The 12913-nt window shown below is 63.7% G+C and carries 12 protein-coding genes and 1 pseudogene; 8 read left to right on the top strand and 5 right to left on the bottom strand.

The features are described from left to right. Nucleotides 1-61: 61 nt before the first annotated feature. Both pcaG and pcaH read right to left on the bottom strand, forming a co-directional pair. A complete protein-coding gene (gene pcaG / locus DV532_RS21260; RefSeq protein ID WP_056801596.1) occupies nucleotides 62-667 on the bottom strand; it encodes a protocatechuate 3,4-dioxygenase subunit alpha in 606 nt (201 codons plus the stop codon). A gap of 10 nt (nucleotides 668-677) precedes the next feature. After that, nucleotides 678-1397, bottom strand: coding sequence for a protocatechuate 3,4-dioxygenase subunit beta (gene pcaH / locus DV532_RS21265; protein ID WP_056801594.1), 720 nt, complete (start codon nucleotides 1395-1397; stop codon nucleotides 678-680). Nucleotides 1398-1597: 200 nt separating this feature from the next. Between pcaH and DV532_RS21270 the strand changes: the two genes are divergently transcribed. The 3 genes and pseudogenes from DV532_RS21270 (at nucleotide 1598) to DV532_RS31265 (ending at nucleotide 4581) form a co-directional block, all read left to right on the top strand. Next, on the top strand, nucleotides 1598-2488 hold the full coding sequence (locus DV532_RS21270; RefSeq protein WP_056801592.1) for a neutral zinc metallopeptidase: 891 nt from the start codon (nucleotides 1598-1600) through the stop codon (nucleotides 2486-2488). Between the two features lie 308 nt (nucleotides 2489-2796). Next, nucleotides 2797-3726 (top strand): annotated as a pseudogene (locus DV532_RS31260) (methyl-accepting chemotaxis protein); the annotation flags it as partial. Beyond that, nucleotides 3718-4581, top strand: coding sequence for a methyl-accepting chemotaxis protein (locus tag DV532_RS31265; protein ID WP_372340009.1), 864 nt, complete (start codon nucleotides 3718-3720; stop codon nucleotides 4579-4581). The pseudogene DV532_RS31260 and the gene DV532_RS31265, both read left to right, overlap by 9 nt. 133 nt (nucleotides 4582-4714) lie before the next feature. Here DV532_RS31265 and ggt read toward each other — a convergent pair whose 3' ends face one another. From ggt to DV532_RS21290, 3 genes are all read right to left on the bottom strand, one after another. Further along, on the bottom strand, nucleotides 4715-6382 hold the full coding sequence (gene ggt, locus DV532_RS21280; RefSeq protein WP_056801587.1) for a gamma-glutamyltransferase: 1668 nt from the start codon (nucleotides 6380-6382) through the stop codon (nucleotides 4715-4717). A 117-nt stretch (nucleotides 6383-6499) separates the two neighbouring features. Further along, entirely contained in the window at nucleotides 6500-7396 is an 897-nt protein-coding gene (locus DV532_RS21285) for a LysR family transcriptional regulator (RefSeq protein ID WP_056801586.1), read from the bottom strand. Nucleotides 7397-7495: 99 nt separating this feature from the next. Continuing rightward, nucleotides 7496-8086, bottom strand: a complete 591-nt coding sequence (locus DV532_RS21290; RefSeq protein WP_056801585.1) for an NAD(P)H-dependent oxidoreductase — start codon at nucleotides 8084-8086, stop codon at nucleotides 7496-7498. A gap of 154 nt (nucleotides 8087-8240) precedes the next feature. Between DV532_RS21290 and DV532_RS21295 the strand changes: the two genes are divergently transcribed. The 5 genes from DV532_RS21295 to DV532_RS21315 all read left to right on the top strand — a co-directional run bounded on the left by DV532_RS21295 (nucleotide 8241) and on the right by DV532_RS21315 (nucleotide 12909). Then, nucleotides 8241-8555 (top strand): putative quinol monooxygenase, encoded by a 315-nt coding sequence (locus DV532_RS21295; RefSeq protein ID WP_056801584.1) that lies wholly within the window; start codon nucleotides 8241-8243, stop codon nucleotides 8553-8555. A gap of 200 nt (nucleotides 8556-8755) precedes the next feature. Continuing rightward, nucleotides 8756-9361, top strand: a complete 606-nt coding sequence (locus DV532_RS21300; protein WP_056801583.1) for a CDP-alcohol phosphatidyltransferase family protein — start codon at nucleotides 8756-8758, stop codon at nucleotides 9359-9361. A 30-nt stretch (nucleotides 9362-9391) separates the two neighbouring features. Continuing rightward, on the top strand, nucleotides 9392-11146 hold the full coding sequence (locus DV532_RS21305) for a bifunctional alpha/beta hydrolase/class I SAM-dependent methyltransferase (protein ID WP_056801582.1): 1755 nt from the start codon (nucleotides 9392-9394) through the stop codon (nucleotides 11144-11146). Next, a complete protein-coding gene (locus DV532_RS21310; protein WP_056801580.1) occupies nucleotides 11147-12481 on the top strand; it encodes a phosphatase PAP2/dual specificity phosphatase family protein in 1335 nt (444 codons plus the stop codon). Further along, on the top strand, nucleotides 12478-12909 hold the full coding sequence (locus tag DV532_RS21315) for a hypothetical protein (RefSeq protein WP_056801578.1): 432 nt from the start codon (nucleotides 12478-12480) through the stop codon (nucleotides 12907-12909). Before DV532_RS21310 ends, DV532_RS21315 begins: the two co-directional genes overlap by 4 nt. The last annotated feature ends 4 nt before the right edge of the window (nucleotides 12910-12913 follow it).

Raw genomic sequence — 12913 nt, forward strand, 5'->3', positions numbered from 1 at the left:
CACCAATGAAGTAGCAGCGGGCTTGCCCGCGAATGGGCCGCCAAGCGGCCCCGGGCTTAACTCAGAAGTCGAAGAACACCGTCTCGCCTTCCCCCTGAATACGGATATCGAAGCGATACGCCGTCTTCCCGTCCACCTCGCAACGCTTGGCAATCAGCGTCTCACGTCGCTGCGGTTGCTCGATCAGGTTGAGCACCGGGCACTTGCCATTGGCCTCGGCCTCATCATCGAAATACAACCGCGTGTGCAGGTGGATGTTGATCCCCCGGGCAAACAGGCTGATGTTGATGTGCGGCGCCATCGGCACGCCAGCAGCGTTGTTCACCACACCCGGCTTGACCGTGTGCAGGGTCCACTCCCCGGCATCGAAGGTGGTGGCGGTGCGGCCAAAGCTGTTGAAGGCGTTTTCCAGGTTGTAGGCATCCTGGTACTCGCCGTTGGCGTCGGCTTGCCAGACTTCCAGGAACGAATCGCGCACCAGGTGGCCGTTACCGTCATACACCTGGCCGATCAGCAAAATGTGCTCGCCGGGCGCCCCGGGCTTGGCCAGGCAGTTCCAGATTTCCTGGTCGCGGGTCGGGTTGCCGGCCGCTTCCAGGGCCAGGCCGATGTGCACGTAGGGGCCGGCGGTCTGCGAAGGGGTTTCCGGCAGCAGTTCGATTGGCATGGCGGGGTCCTCAGCAGTTTTCGAAGTGGGTCTTGCGCTGGCCGCGCAACACGATGTCAAAGCGGTAGGCCAGGCAGTCCATCGGGTTGGCGTTGCTCATGTCGAGCTTGGCGATCAACTGCTGCACGGCTTGCGGGTTGGCAATCGACTTGACGATCGGGCACATCGGGATCAGCGGGTCACCCTCGAAGTACAACTGGGTAATCAGCTTGGTGGCAATCGACGGGCCGCTGATGGCGAAGTGGATGTGCGCTGGGCGCCAGTCGTTCGGGCCATTGCGCCATGGGTACGGGCCCGGCTTGATGGTGCGGAAGCTGTAGTAGCCGTCACGGTCGGTCAGGCAGCGGCCGACGCCACCGAAGTTCGGGTCCAGCGGCGCCAAGTAGCGGTCGTTCTTGTGGCGGTAGCGGCCGCCGGCGTTGGCCTGCCACATTTCCACCAGAGTGTTCGGCACAGGTTTGCCATATTGGTCGACTACGCGGCCCGCGACGATGATGCGCTCGCCGATTGGCAGGCCACCGTTGTTGAAGTTCAACAGCAGGTCATGGTCGTGGGCGCCGAAGCCCAGGTGGGAAAAGTCCGGGCCGGTGGTTTCGCTGATCGACTGCGCAATGCTGACCAGCGCCTGTCGCGGTGAGCGGGCAATGGACGTTTTGTAGTCGGGCGTAAGGGCTTTCGGGTGCCAGTTGCGATCACGGATCACGAAGCGGCTGTTGTCCTGGGCGGGCATGCCGGTTTCCTCTCTTGGAATTATGAGAACGCCTGGGCGTGGCAGGCGGATATGCAGTTTCGAGCAAGCCACGCGCGATGAATATTGAAATCAGCCACCTCATACATAACCATTTGGTTATGGATTAGCACCTTGGCCTGACACCTAGCGCTGTCGTGAACTAATCTTTGTGTTCTTGTTTCACGCTCGGGAGAGCTTTCATGGAATGGCGAAAAGGCCGACGCAGCGACAACGTGGTCGATGCCCGAGGCGAAGGTGGCGGTGGCGGCGGCATGCGTTTCGGCGGCGGCAAAGGGCTGGGGCTTGGGGCGATTCTGCTGATTGTCGGCATCGGCTGGCTCACCGGCCAGGACCCGCTGCAGATTCTTGGCCAGCTTACCGGCCAGCTGGAGCAGCAACAGCAGCAGGCGCCCAGCGGCGTGGGCGGCAAGGCGCCGCCAGCCAATGACCAGCAGGCCGAGTTCGTCGCCTCGATCCTGGGCGACACCGAAGACACCTGGAAAGCCCTGTTCGCCGAAGGCGGCAAGCAGTACCGCGAGCCCAAGCTGGTGCTGTTCAGCGGCCAGGTTAATTCGGCGTGTGGCTTTGCCTCGGCGGCGGTGGGGCCGTTCTACTGCCCGGCGGACCAGCGGGTTTACCTGGACATGTCGTTCTTCCGCGAAATGGAAACCCGCTTCGCTGCAGCTGGCGACTTCGCTCAGGCCTATGTGATCGCTCACGAAATCGGCCACCACGTGCAGACCCTGCTGGGCGTCTCGGCCAAGGTCGATGCTGCACGCCGCAACGGCCAGCGCATGGAAGGCGACAATGGCCTGCTGGTGCGCCAGGAATTGCAGGCCGACTGCCTGGCCGGGGTATGGGCCTACCAGGCACAGCAGCGCCTGAACTGGCTGGAGCCGGGTGACGTTGAGGAAGCGCTGAACGCGGCCAATGCCATTGGTGATGACCGCTTGCAGCAGCAGGGCCGCGGGCGCGTGGTGCCAGACTCGTTCACCCATGGCACCTCGGCGCAGCGGGTACGCTGGTTCAAAGCGGGGTTTGCCGAAGGCGAAGTGAGCCGCTGCGATACCTTTAGTTCGCGCAACCTTTAATACTGCATGGGGCTGCTTTGCAGCCCCTTTTCCTCCGTTACAAATCTGCTGAAAAAGCGTTTCAGCTTCCCCCATCACTGCCGATAACCCCTGCACGAGTCAGCGGGCATCCAGAACAAAAACGCCTGGCGATCGACGATCAAGCGAGCGAAAACTACTTCTGGAGAGCGTGCATGAACAGCTGGTTCGCTAACATCAGCGTCAACCTTAAACTTGGCCTGGGCTTCGGCCTGGTACTGATCCTCACTGGCTTGCTGGCCCTGACCGGCTGGACCAGCCTGGGCAGCCTGATCGACCGCAGTAACTGGATGGGCGATATCGGCCAGCTCAACAAGGACCTGACCGACCTGCGTATTGCGCGCCTGCAGTACATGATCGCCAACGGTGACGATGCTGCTGCCGCCAATACCCAGGCCAAGCTGGACGCCTTCGGTAAGCAGCAGGCTTACCTGGCCAGCACCTTCAAGAGCCCCGACAACATCAAGCTGCTGGAGGGCCTGGGCGAAACCATCAGCGCCTACAAGGTGTCGCTGAACAAGATGCGCCAGGGCTACGACGCCACCCGCACCGCGCGCACGGCAATGGACGGTTTGGCCAGCCGCGCCGACCAAGCCATGGACGCCCTCAGCGAGGAAGTGATGGCGCGCTCGCAAGCCGACAGCGTGCGCCTGGCCCAATACCAGCTGATCAGCAAGGCCCGCCAGCAACTGCTGCAGGTGCGTATCGACGTGCGCGGCTACATCGCCGACAACAACGCCGCCAACGAACAGGCCGCCTTGCGCCAGCTGGACGCCGCCTTGGCCGCAATCGACAACCTCAAGCGCCAGCTGCCCGCTGAAGACGCACGTCTGCAACAGTTCGAGCGCTCGGTGCTGGCCTACCGTGACGCCGTGCGCCAGTTCCGCGACGCGGTCGCCAATATCACCAGCGCGCGTGCCGAAATGACCGTACAGGGTGCCGACATCGTCAAGCGCAGCGATGCGCTGTACCAGATCCAGCTGGCCCGCCGTGACATCGAGAGCAGCCAGGCCCGCAGCCTGCAAGCCATCGCCACCCTGTTGGCGCTGCTGGTCGGCGTGCTGGCAGCAGTGCTGATCACCCGGCAGATCACCCGCCCGCTGCGCGACACCCTGGCGGCGGTGGAGAAGATCGCCAACGGCGACCTCACCCAGCACCTGCGCGTCACCCGCCGCGACGAACTGGGCGTGCTGCAGCAAGGCATCGCCCGCATGGGTACCACATTGCGCGAGCTGATCAGTGGCATCCGCGACGGCGTCACGCAAATCGCCAGCGCCGCCGAGGAGCTGTCGGCAGTAACCGAACAGACCAGCGCTGGCGCCAACAGCCAGAAGGTCGAAACCGACCAGGTGGCCACGGCCATGCACGAAATGGCCGCCACCGTTCAGGAAGTGGCGCGCAATGCCGAGCAGGCATCGCATGCTGCCACCGGTGCCGATGACCAAGCCCGTGCTGGCGACCGCGTGGTGGGCGAGGCAATTGGCCAAATCGAGCGCCTGGCCGCGGAGGTGCACCGCTCCACCGAGGCCATGAGCCTGCTGCAGCAGGAAAGCCAGAAGATCGGCAGTGTGATGGACGTGATCAAGTCGGTGGCCGAACAGACCAACCTGCTGGCGCTGAACGCCGCGATCGAAGCGGCGCGTGCCGGCGAGGCTGGCCGTGGTTTTGCCGTGGTCGCCGACGAAGTGCGCGGCCTGGCCCAGCGCACGCAGAAGTCCACTGAAGAGATCGAAGAGCTGATCGCTAGCCTGCAGCATGGCACCCAGCAAGTGGCGACGGCCATGCACGGTAGCCGTACCCTGACCGACAGCAGCGTCGAGCTGGCGCGCAAGGCCGGGGCCTCGCTGGAGAGCATCACCAGCACAGTGTCGAGCATCCAATCGATGAACCAGCAGATTGCTGCAGCGGCGGAGCAGCAGAGTGCGGTGGCTGAAGAGATCAGCCGCAGCATCCTGAATGTGCGTGATGTGTCGGAGCAAACGGCCGCGGCCAGTGACGAGACGGCGGCGTCCAGCATTGAGTTGGCGCGCCTTGGTGGGCAGCTGCAGACGCTGGTCAGCCAGTTCCGCGTCTGACCTATGAAGCCTGGGGCCGCTTTGCGACCCATCGCCGGCAAGCCAGGCTCCCACAGGGACTGCACAGGCCTCGGAGGCTGCGTCGTACCTGGGAGCGCTGGCTTGCCGGCGATGGGCCGGCACAGGTGACCGCTTACTTGACGATCATCCCCACCCCGCGCCCGCGTGGATCGGAAGCGGTCTCCAGCTTCGCCCCATCCACCCGGATCGCCTGGATATCGCCCATCTCCCAGCCCTGGTCCTCCAGCACATAGCCCATCTTCTTCAGTCCATCAGCCACTGGCCCGGTCAACGGCGCATAGCTGTCGAAGTAGATAGTGTCCTTGGGCAGCAACTGATGGTGCACGCGCTGCGCCGCCACCGCCTTGTCCAGCGGCATGCCGTAGTCGTACAGGTTGTTCATCACCTGGAAGATAGAGGTGAAAATCCGCGAGCCACCCGGCGTACCGATAACCAGCGCAACCTTGCCATCGCGGGTCATCAGGCTAGGGCTCATGGACGACAACATGCGCTTGCCCGGCGCAATGGCATTGGCATCGCCGCCCACCACACCAAAGGCATTCGCCGCCCCCGGCTTGGCGCTGAAGTCGTCCATCTCGTCGTTGAGCAGGAAGCCGGCACCTTTCACCACCACGCCACTGCCGTAGTCGAGATTGAGGGTGTAGGTGTTGCTGACCGCGTTACCCTGTTTGTCGACGATCGAGAAGTGCGTGGTTTGGTGCGGTTCCAGGCCCGGCTTGACTTGGTCGGTGGCGGAAATGGCCTGCGGGTTGACCTGCGCGGCGCGCTTGGCCAGGTAGTCCTTGGCCACCAGCTGGTCCACGGGCACCTGGGTGAAGGCTGGGTCACCCAGGTAGTCGGCACGGTCGGCGAACACCCGCTTCTCGATCTCGGCCAACAGGTGGATGTACTGCGCCGAGTTGTGCGCCACCCCTTTGAAGTCTGCGGCGCGGTTTTCCTTGATGCCTAGCAGCTGGGCCAGGGCGACGCCGCCAGAGCTTGGCGGTGGCGCGGTGTAGACCACATTGCCACGCCAGCTCACGGCCATCGGCTCACGCCATACAGCCTTGTAGTCCTTTAGGTCCTGTTTGCTGATCAAGCCCTTGTCGGCCTGCATCTGCGCCACCAGCAGGTCGGCGGTCTTGCCTTGGTAGAACTCGCTCACACCCTTGTCGGCGATACGTTCGAGGGTCTGGGCCATCTCCGGCTGCTTGAACAACTCACCGACTTTCATGCTGCCAAAGTAGTCGTTGAAGTTGGTCGCGGTCTTGAACATGCCTTGCGCATCGTTGCGGTACTGGTACTGCTTTTCGGCCACCTTGAAACCGTTTTTGGCATAGCCGATGGCCGGGGTCAGCAGTTCGCTCCAGGGCAACTTGCCGAACTTCTGGTGCGCCTCCCACAGGCCCATCACCGTACCAGGTACGCCAGCGGCGCGTGCCCCGACCAGGCTGAGGTTCTCGATGACCTCGCCCTTGTCGTCCAGGTACATGTTGCGTGTGGCGGCCTTGGGCGCGACTTCGCGGTAGTCGAGGAAGTAGGGCTTGCCATCGACGAACAGGGTCATGAAGCCGCCGCCTCCGATGTTGCCGGCTTCGGGGTAAGTCACCGCGAGGGTAAAGGCCGTGGCCACTGCCGCATCCACCGCGTTGCCGCCTTTCTTGAGGATGTCGGCGGCCACCTGTGCACCATATTGATCGGGCGCGGCCACCGCGCCGCCCTCCAGGTTGGCGGCGTAAACCGAGGAACAGCTCAGGATCGCGGCTGCAAGAGCCAGGTACTGGAACGGAACGCTACGCATGACACTTCCTTGGTGTTGTTTTTGTTGAGCACCCAGTAAGGTCGAAGTGGATCGACTATGCAATAAACCTGTTGAATATTCGCCGTCGATGGACAGGCGCTGTCGCCTTCAGACAATTCAGCAGGCGTACATCGCCAACTTGCGCTGGATGAAATCGAGGAAGCACTGGATACGCAACGCCAGTTGGGTGTTGCGGTAGTACACGGCATGGATCGGCTGGCGATAGCCGTTGTTGGCTTCACTGAGCAACACCTGCAGGCGCCCGCTGCGGATGTCCTCGTGGGTCATGAAGTGCGACAGGCTGACGATGCCCTCGCCAGCCAGCGCCAGCTGGCGCAAGGTTTCGCCACTGGAGGCGATCAACGCCGGGCGGATGCTCCAGCGGTCACCCTGGGCGTGGCGCAGCGGCCAGTGGTTGAGCGATTCGGGCTGGCTGAAACCTAGCAGGCAGTGCTGGGCCAGGTCCTCGACCCGCTGTGGCGTGCCGTGCTGCTCGAGATATGCCGGGCTGGCCAGCACTTGCACCGGGCTGCAACCCAGGTTGCGCGCGTGCAGGCTGGAGTCGGCCAGTTCACCGATGCGGATCGCCACATCGGTGCTCTGTTCCAGCAGGTCGATAATCAGGTCGTCGGTATTAAGCTCCAGCTCGATGCCCGGGTACTGGCGGCGGAACTCACCGATCCACGGCAGGATGGCATGCAGCATGAACGGCGCCGCGGCGTTGATGCGCAGGCGCCCGGTGGGGGTCTGGTGGTGCATCGACAGGCGCTCTTCCATCTCGTCCATTTGCTCCAGCACCAAGCGCGCGCGCTCGAGGAAGAAGCGGCCTTCCTCGGTCAGGTCCATGCGCCGCGTGGTGCGGTTGACCAGCGTGGTGCCCAGCTTGCCCTCCAGGCGCGACAGGGTGCGGCTGACGGCGGACGGGGTCTGGCCCATTTGCTCGGCTGCGGCGGAAATCGAGCCGCAGTCGATGACGGCAACGAACACCTGGAGTTCTTCGGATCGGGTTTTCACATCGGGGCCTGTGGTTGGTCTGTGCAGGGACTAGATAGCCGCTTGTGGGTGCCAAGTCCAGCGGTGCCTGTACTGGCCTCTTCGCCGGCAAGCCCGCGCCTACACAGCCTTGCCGAACACCTTGTCCAAATGCGCTTCATAGGCCGCCAGGGCCGCCGGCACGTCTGGGCGTTTCATCACGTCCACAGCCAGGAAGGTCGGCAACCCGGTCATGCCGAGGAACTGGTTGGCCTTGTGGAACGGGAAGTACACCGCATCCACGCCCTTGCCTTCGAAGAAGTCGCTTGGGTCATCGAAAGCCTGCTGCGGGGCGTTCCAGGTCAGCGCCAGCATGTACTGCTTGCCGTGCACCAGGCCACCGCTGCCGTACTTCTGCGAGTGGTCCGAACGGGTACGGCCATCGTTGGCGTAGAGGCTGCCGTGGCCTGCGGTGAATACGTCATCGATGTACTTCTTCACGGTCCATGGCGCGCCCATCCACCAGCCTGGCATCTGGTAGATCACCACATCAGCCCAGAGGAATTTCTCTACCTCTTCCTGGGCGTCGTAGCCGCCGTCGATAAAGGTTTGGCGCACATCGAAACCGGCGCGGTCCAAATGAGCGATGGCCGTTTCGTGCAAGGTCGCGTTGAGGCGACCCTCGGAGTGAGCGAACTGTTTACCACCATTGAGCAAAAGGATCTTTTTCATGCGGGCCTCGGGAAAATGTCAGGCCGGCAGGTTAAAAGCTCGCGAGCGTGGGATACAGCAGCGACAGGGCAAAATACAATTGACCTGAAGTCACGAATAAGCATCGCATTATTGCCGTAGAATCGCGTCACCTCCCTTTACCGAGTAGCGACCCATGAGCGAGCAGTACGCCTTCATCCTCAAAGCCAAGACCCGCCCGGAAATGGCCGAAGCCTTCGAGACCCTGTTCCGTGCCTACGTCGAGCCAAGCCGTCAGGAGCCGGGCTGCATCGAGTACCACATGCTGCGGGACAAGCACGACCCGAGCCTGTTCGTGTTCTTTGAGGTCTGGGCTGACAAGGCCGCGCTGGATGTGCACTCGGCCCTGCCACACATGAGCGCATTCTTTGAAAAGCGCATGGACTACCTGGAGCGCGATTTCGACATCCAGATGATCGACATGCTTAGCGCTTCGTCAGCTAATCGCTAACCACTAGTTGGTCGGCCTGGGCGCTGGCAGCGCATTGGCGTACCCCTGACCGGCTGACGGGGTGGATGGCACGGGCTTGGCCCGTGTTCGCGGGTAAACCCGCTCCTACAGGGTATGCGCTGCTATTCCTGTGTGGGTTTACCTGCGTACAAGGCTCGCACACAATGGCGCGATCACGCCCCACCGAAAAGGATTTCCCAGTGGCATCGATCTACCAGCTGAAACCGCGCTTCCAGGCGCTGCTCCGTCCCGCCGTGCAGCGCCTGTACGAGCGCGGCGTCACCGCCAACCAAGTCACCGTCGCTGCCGCCCTGGTGTCAATCCTGCTGGGCCTGCTGCTGGCCACCCTGCCCCATGTCACTTGGCTGTTCATCCTGCTGCCGGTCTGGATGCTGCTGCGCATGGCCCTGAACGCCGTAGACGGTATGCTCGCCCGGGAATTCGGCCAGCAATCTACCCTCGGCGCCTACCTCAATGAACTCTGCGATGTGATCGCCGACGCCGCCCTCTACCTGCCTTTTGCCTTGCTGGCAGGGGTATCGCCAAGCCTGGTGGTACTGGTAGTGCTCAGCGCCACCTTCAGCGAATACGCCGGTGTCATGGGCCCACTGGCCGGTGCCTCGCGGCGCTACGACGGGCCCATGGGCAAGAGCGACCGAGCATTTGCCTTCGGCGTGCTCGGCACCGGTGTCGCCTTCGGCCTGCTGAACGGTGCCTGGATCAACGGCCTGTTGCTGGTGATCCTGGCACTCTCGCTCTATACCCTCTACAACCGGGTTCGCCAGGGGCTGGCCGAAACCCGTTGAGCCTACTGCCGTCGTAAAAGGACGTTGACCATGCGCCAAGCGCAAGCGCTGCACTTCTCTACCCATGACGGTGTTGAGTTGCACTACCGTCATTGGCCTGCCACCCGCAACGAACACCAGCCACGTCGGGCCGTGGTGATGTTCCACCGTGGTCACGAACACGGTGGGCGCATGGCCCACCTGGCCGATGAACTGGACATGCCAGGCTACGACTTCTTCGCCTGGGACGCCCGTGGCCACGGCCAGTCGCCGGGGGCGCGGGGCGACAGCCCGGGGTTCGCCACCAGCGTGCGCGATGTACAAACCTTCATTGAGCATATCCAGGCTCAGCATGGCATCGCCGAACAGGACCTGGTGGTACTGGCGCAGAGCGTCGGTGCGGTGCTGGTCGCCACCTGGGCGCACGACTACGCGCCCAAGGTGCGTTGCCTGGTGCTGGCCTCGCCGGCGTTCAAGGTCAAGCTGTACGTGCCGTTCGCCCGCCCCGGCCTGAAGCTGCTGAGGGCCTTGCGCGGCAACTTCTTCGTCAACAGCTACGTCAAACCACGCCTACTTACCCACGACCCCGAGCGGGTCATGTCGTACGTGGCCGACCCGCTGATCAGCCGGCCGATTTCGGTGACCATGCTGCTGGGCCTGTACGACGCCGCCGACCGCGTGGTGGCAGACGCCCAAGCCATTCAGCTGCCAACCCAGCTGCTGGTGTCCGGGGCCGACTTGGTGGTCGAGCGGCAGCCGCAGGAACGCTTTTTCGAGCGTTTGGGCAGTGCGCGCAAGGAAATGCACATCCTCCCGGGCTTCTTCCATGACACCCTGGGCGAGCGTGAGCGGGCGCATGCACTGCGGCGTATCGAGCGATTCGTCGAGCACTGCTTCAGCCACCCCGCCGCGGTGCCTTCGCTGCTCGATGCCGACAAGGCTGGCGCCAGTTGCGCCGAGGCCGAAAGCCTGGCCGCGCCGTTGCCACGCAATTCGCCCCGCGCGCTTTACTGGCGCGCCACGCGTGCCGGGCTGCACGTGGGCAAGGGGCTGTCCGCCGGCGTAAAGCTGGGTTTCGACACTGGTTTCGACTCTGGCAGCACCCTTGACTACGTGTACCGCAACCAGCCGACCGGCAAAGGCAAGCTGGGCCGCCTGGTCGACCAGAACTACCTCAACGCCATCGGCTGGCGTGGCATTCGCCAGCGCAAGCTACACGTCGAGGAGCTGCTGCGCCTGGCCATCGCCCGCCTGCGCGAACAACAGCGGGCGGTGCACATTGTCGATATCGCCGCGGGTCATGGCCGCTACATCCTCGAGGCCCTGCAGGCACTTAAGCAACTGCCAGACTCGATCCTGCTGCGCGACTACAGCGAACTGAACGTGCAGCAGGGCAGCGCGCTGATTGCTGAAAAAGGCCTGGCCGACATTGCCCGTTTCGTCCACGGTGATGCCTTCGACCGCCAAAGCCTGGCCACACTGGAACAACCACCGACCCTGGCCGTGGTCTCGGGCCTGTACGAACTGTTCCCCAGCAATCACCAGGTAGGCAACTCGCTGGCAGGCCTTGCCGACGCGGTAGAAGAAGGCGGCTACCTGGTCTACACCGGCCAGCCGTGGCACCCGCAACTGGAAATGATCGCCCGCGCCCTGACCAGCCACCGCGGCGGCGAGGCCTGGGTAATGCGCCGCCGCAGCCAGGCCGAAATGGACCAGCTGGTAGCGGCAGCAGGGTTCCGCAAGTTGGCCCAGCGCATTGATGAGTGGGGCATTTTCAGCGTCTGCCTGGCACAACGGGTGCGCTGAATGAGCCCATCGCGCGAGCCTGGGCTGATCCGCCGCGGGGTGTTTTGGCTCCTGCTGCTGGGGCCGTTGTTTTTCCTCAGCTACGGGCTGGCGAACAACCATACGGCCGGGCGCAGCGATGTCGGCAGCCTGGTGTTCGGCTGGGAACGCAACATGCCGTTGTGGCCATGGACGATCATCCCGTACTGGTCGATCGACCTGCTCTACGGCTTGTCTTTCCTGCTGCCGCGCACCCGCCAGGAAATGGACCGGCATGCGCTGGCGCTGTTAACCGCACAGCTGATCAGCGTCAGCTGCTTCCTGCTCTGGCCATTGCGCTTCACCTTCGAACGGCCAGAGCTGGGTGGTGTGTTCGGCTGGCTGTTCGATGTGCTGATGGGCTTCGACAAGCCGTTCAACCAGGCGCCCTCGCTGCATATTGCGCTGCTGGTGATTATCTGGACGATGTTTGCCCGGCATGTGCGGCGCCAGCCCTGGCGTTGGTTGATGCATGGCTGGATGGCGCTGATTGGGGTGTCGGTGCTGACCACCTGGCAGCACCATTTCGTCGACGTGCCCACCGGGGCATTGGCGGGGTTTGCCTGTGTGTGGCTGTGGCCGCATCAGGGGCAGCTACCTTGGCAACAGGCACGCCTTGCCCGTGATGCCAAGCGCTGGCGCGTGGCGCTGTGCTACGCCGTTGGCGCCCTGTTGTGTGCGGCGCCAGCCGCCGTATTGGGCGGCGCCTGGCTATGGTTGGCCTGGCCGGCGGTGTCGTTGGCTTTGGTGGCGCTGAACTATGCCATGTGCGGCGCAGGCGGCTTTCAGAAAGGCGCCGACGGCCGTTTGTCGAATGCCGCCAACTGGCTGCTGGCGCCGTACCTGTTGGCGGCGTGGGCCAATTCACGGTTATGGACCAGGCGGCACCCGCAGGCGGATGAAGTGTGGGATGGCGTGTACTTGGGGCGGATTCCATGGCGTGGAACACCATTCGCAGCAGTGGTCGATCTGTGCGCGGAGCTGCCGTGTAATGTTCGGGATGGCGCAGACCTTCGTAGGAGCGCGTCAGCCGTTGGCTATGCGTGTTTTCCTACCCTGGACCTGATAGTCCCGGACAGCCCTGTGCTGTACCAGGCTGCCACTGCAATCGAACGCCTGCGCTGCCAAGGCCCCGTGCTGGTCTGCTGCGCCTTGGGCTATTCGCGCAGCGCCAGCGCTGTGGCCGCCTGGCTGGTACTCACCGGCCGCTGCAGCGACGCCCAACAGGCTGAAGCGCTGATCCGCAAAGCCCGCCCCGGCATCGTCCTGCACCCTGCGCACCGCCAGGCTCTGCAACATCTGGGCGCACAACCATGAACCTGCTGGTGGTGGCCAGCCTGCTGGGCCGTGGCAAACAGCTGGAGCGCTTGTCCGACGGCCTCAGCCTGCTGGCGCTGGCCTATGGCCTGGCGCCTTTGCTGGGTGCCCCGCTACTACCGCTGGCCAGCCTGCTGTGCAGCGTGCTGCTGTTACTCGGTGTGCTGCACAAGTACTGGGCTGTGCGCGTGGCCGTGGATGCCGAACTGTTCGCCCACCTCGCCAAGAGCAGTGACCTGGCGGCAGACACCCAGGCCCTGGACCTCGCCCTGTTCCAACTGAAACTCAAACCGCAAGCCACCGACGCCCGCGCCTGGCCCGCCCGCAGCCAGGCCGCGCTGGCCCTGCTGCGCCGCCAGGCTGTGTGCCTGGGCCTGCAGCTGACGCTGGCCTTGGCTGCCCTGCTGACATTGCCTTTGAAGGGATGATTAC

The organism is Pseudomonas sp. Leaf58, assembly GCF_003627215.1.
In the GTDB taxonomy this organism is placed as follows: Bacteria; Pseudomonadota; Gammaproteobacteria; order Pseudomonadales; family Pseudomonadaceae; genus Aquipseudomonas.

Bases quoted from the DNA above. Each gene is read 5' to 3' on its own strand.
- pcaG (WP_056801596.1), bottom strand. From the start codon at position 667: ATGCCAATCGAACTGCTGCCGGAAACCCCTTCGCAGACCGCCGGCCCC.
- pcaH (WP_056801594.1), bottom strand. From the start codon at position 1,397: ATGCCCGCCCAGGACAACAGCCGCTTCGTGATCCGTGATCGCAACTGG.
- DV532_RS21270 (WP_056801592.1), top strand. From the start codon at position 1,598: ATGGAATGGCGAAAAGGCCGACGCAGCGACAACGTGGTCGATGCCCGA.
- DV532_RS31265 (WP_372340009.1), top strand. From the start codon at position 3,718: ATGGGTACCACATTGCGCGAGCTGATCAGTGGCATCCGCGACGGCGTC.
- ggt (WP_056801587.1), bottom strand. From the start codon at position 6,382: ATGCGTAGCGTTCCGTTCCAGTACCTGGCTCTTGCAGCCGCGATCCTG.
- DV532_RS21290 (WP_056801585.1), bottom strand. From the start codon at position 8,086: ATGAAAAAGATCCTTTTGCTCAATGGTGGTAAACAGTTCGCTCACTCC.
- DV532_RS21295 (WP_056801584.1), top strand. From the start codon at position 8,241: ATGAGCGAGCAGTACGCCTTCATCCTCAAAGCCAAGACCCGCCCGGAA.
- DV532_RS21305 (WP_056801582.1), top strand. From the start codon at position 9,392: ATGCGCCAAGCGCAAGCGCTGCACTTCTCTACCCATGACGGTGTTGAG.
- DV532_RS21310 (WP_056801580.1), top strand. From the start codon at position 11,147: ATGAGCCCATCGCGCGAGCCTGGGCTGATCCGCCGCGGGGTGTTTTGG.
- DV532_RS21315 (WP_056801578.1), top strand. From the start codon at position 12,478: ATGAACCTGCTGGTGGTGGCCAGCCTGCTGGGCCGTGGCAAACAGCTG.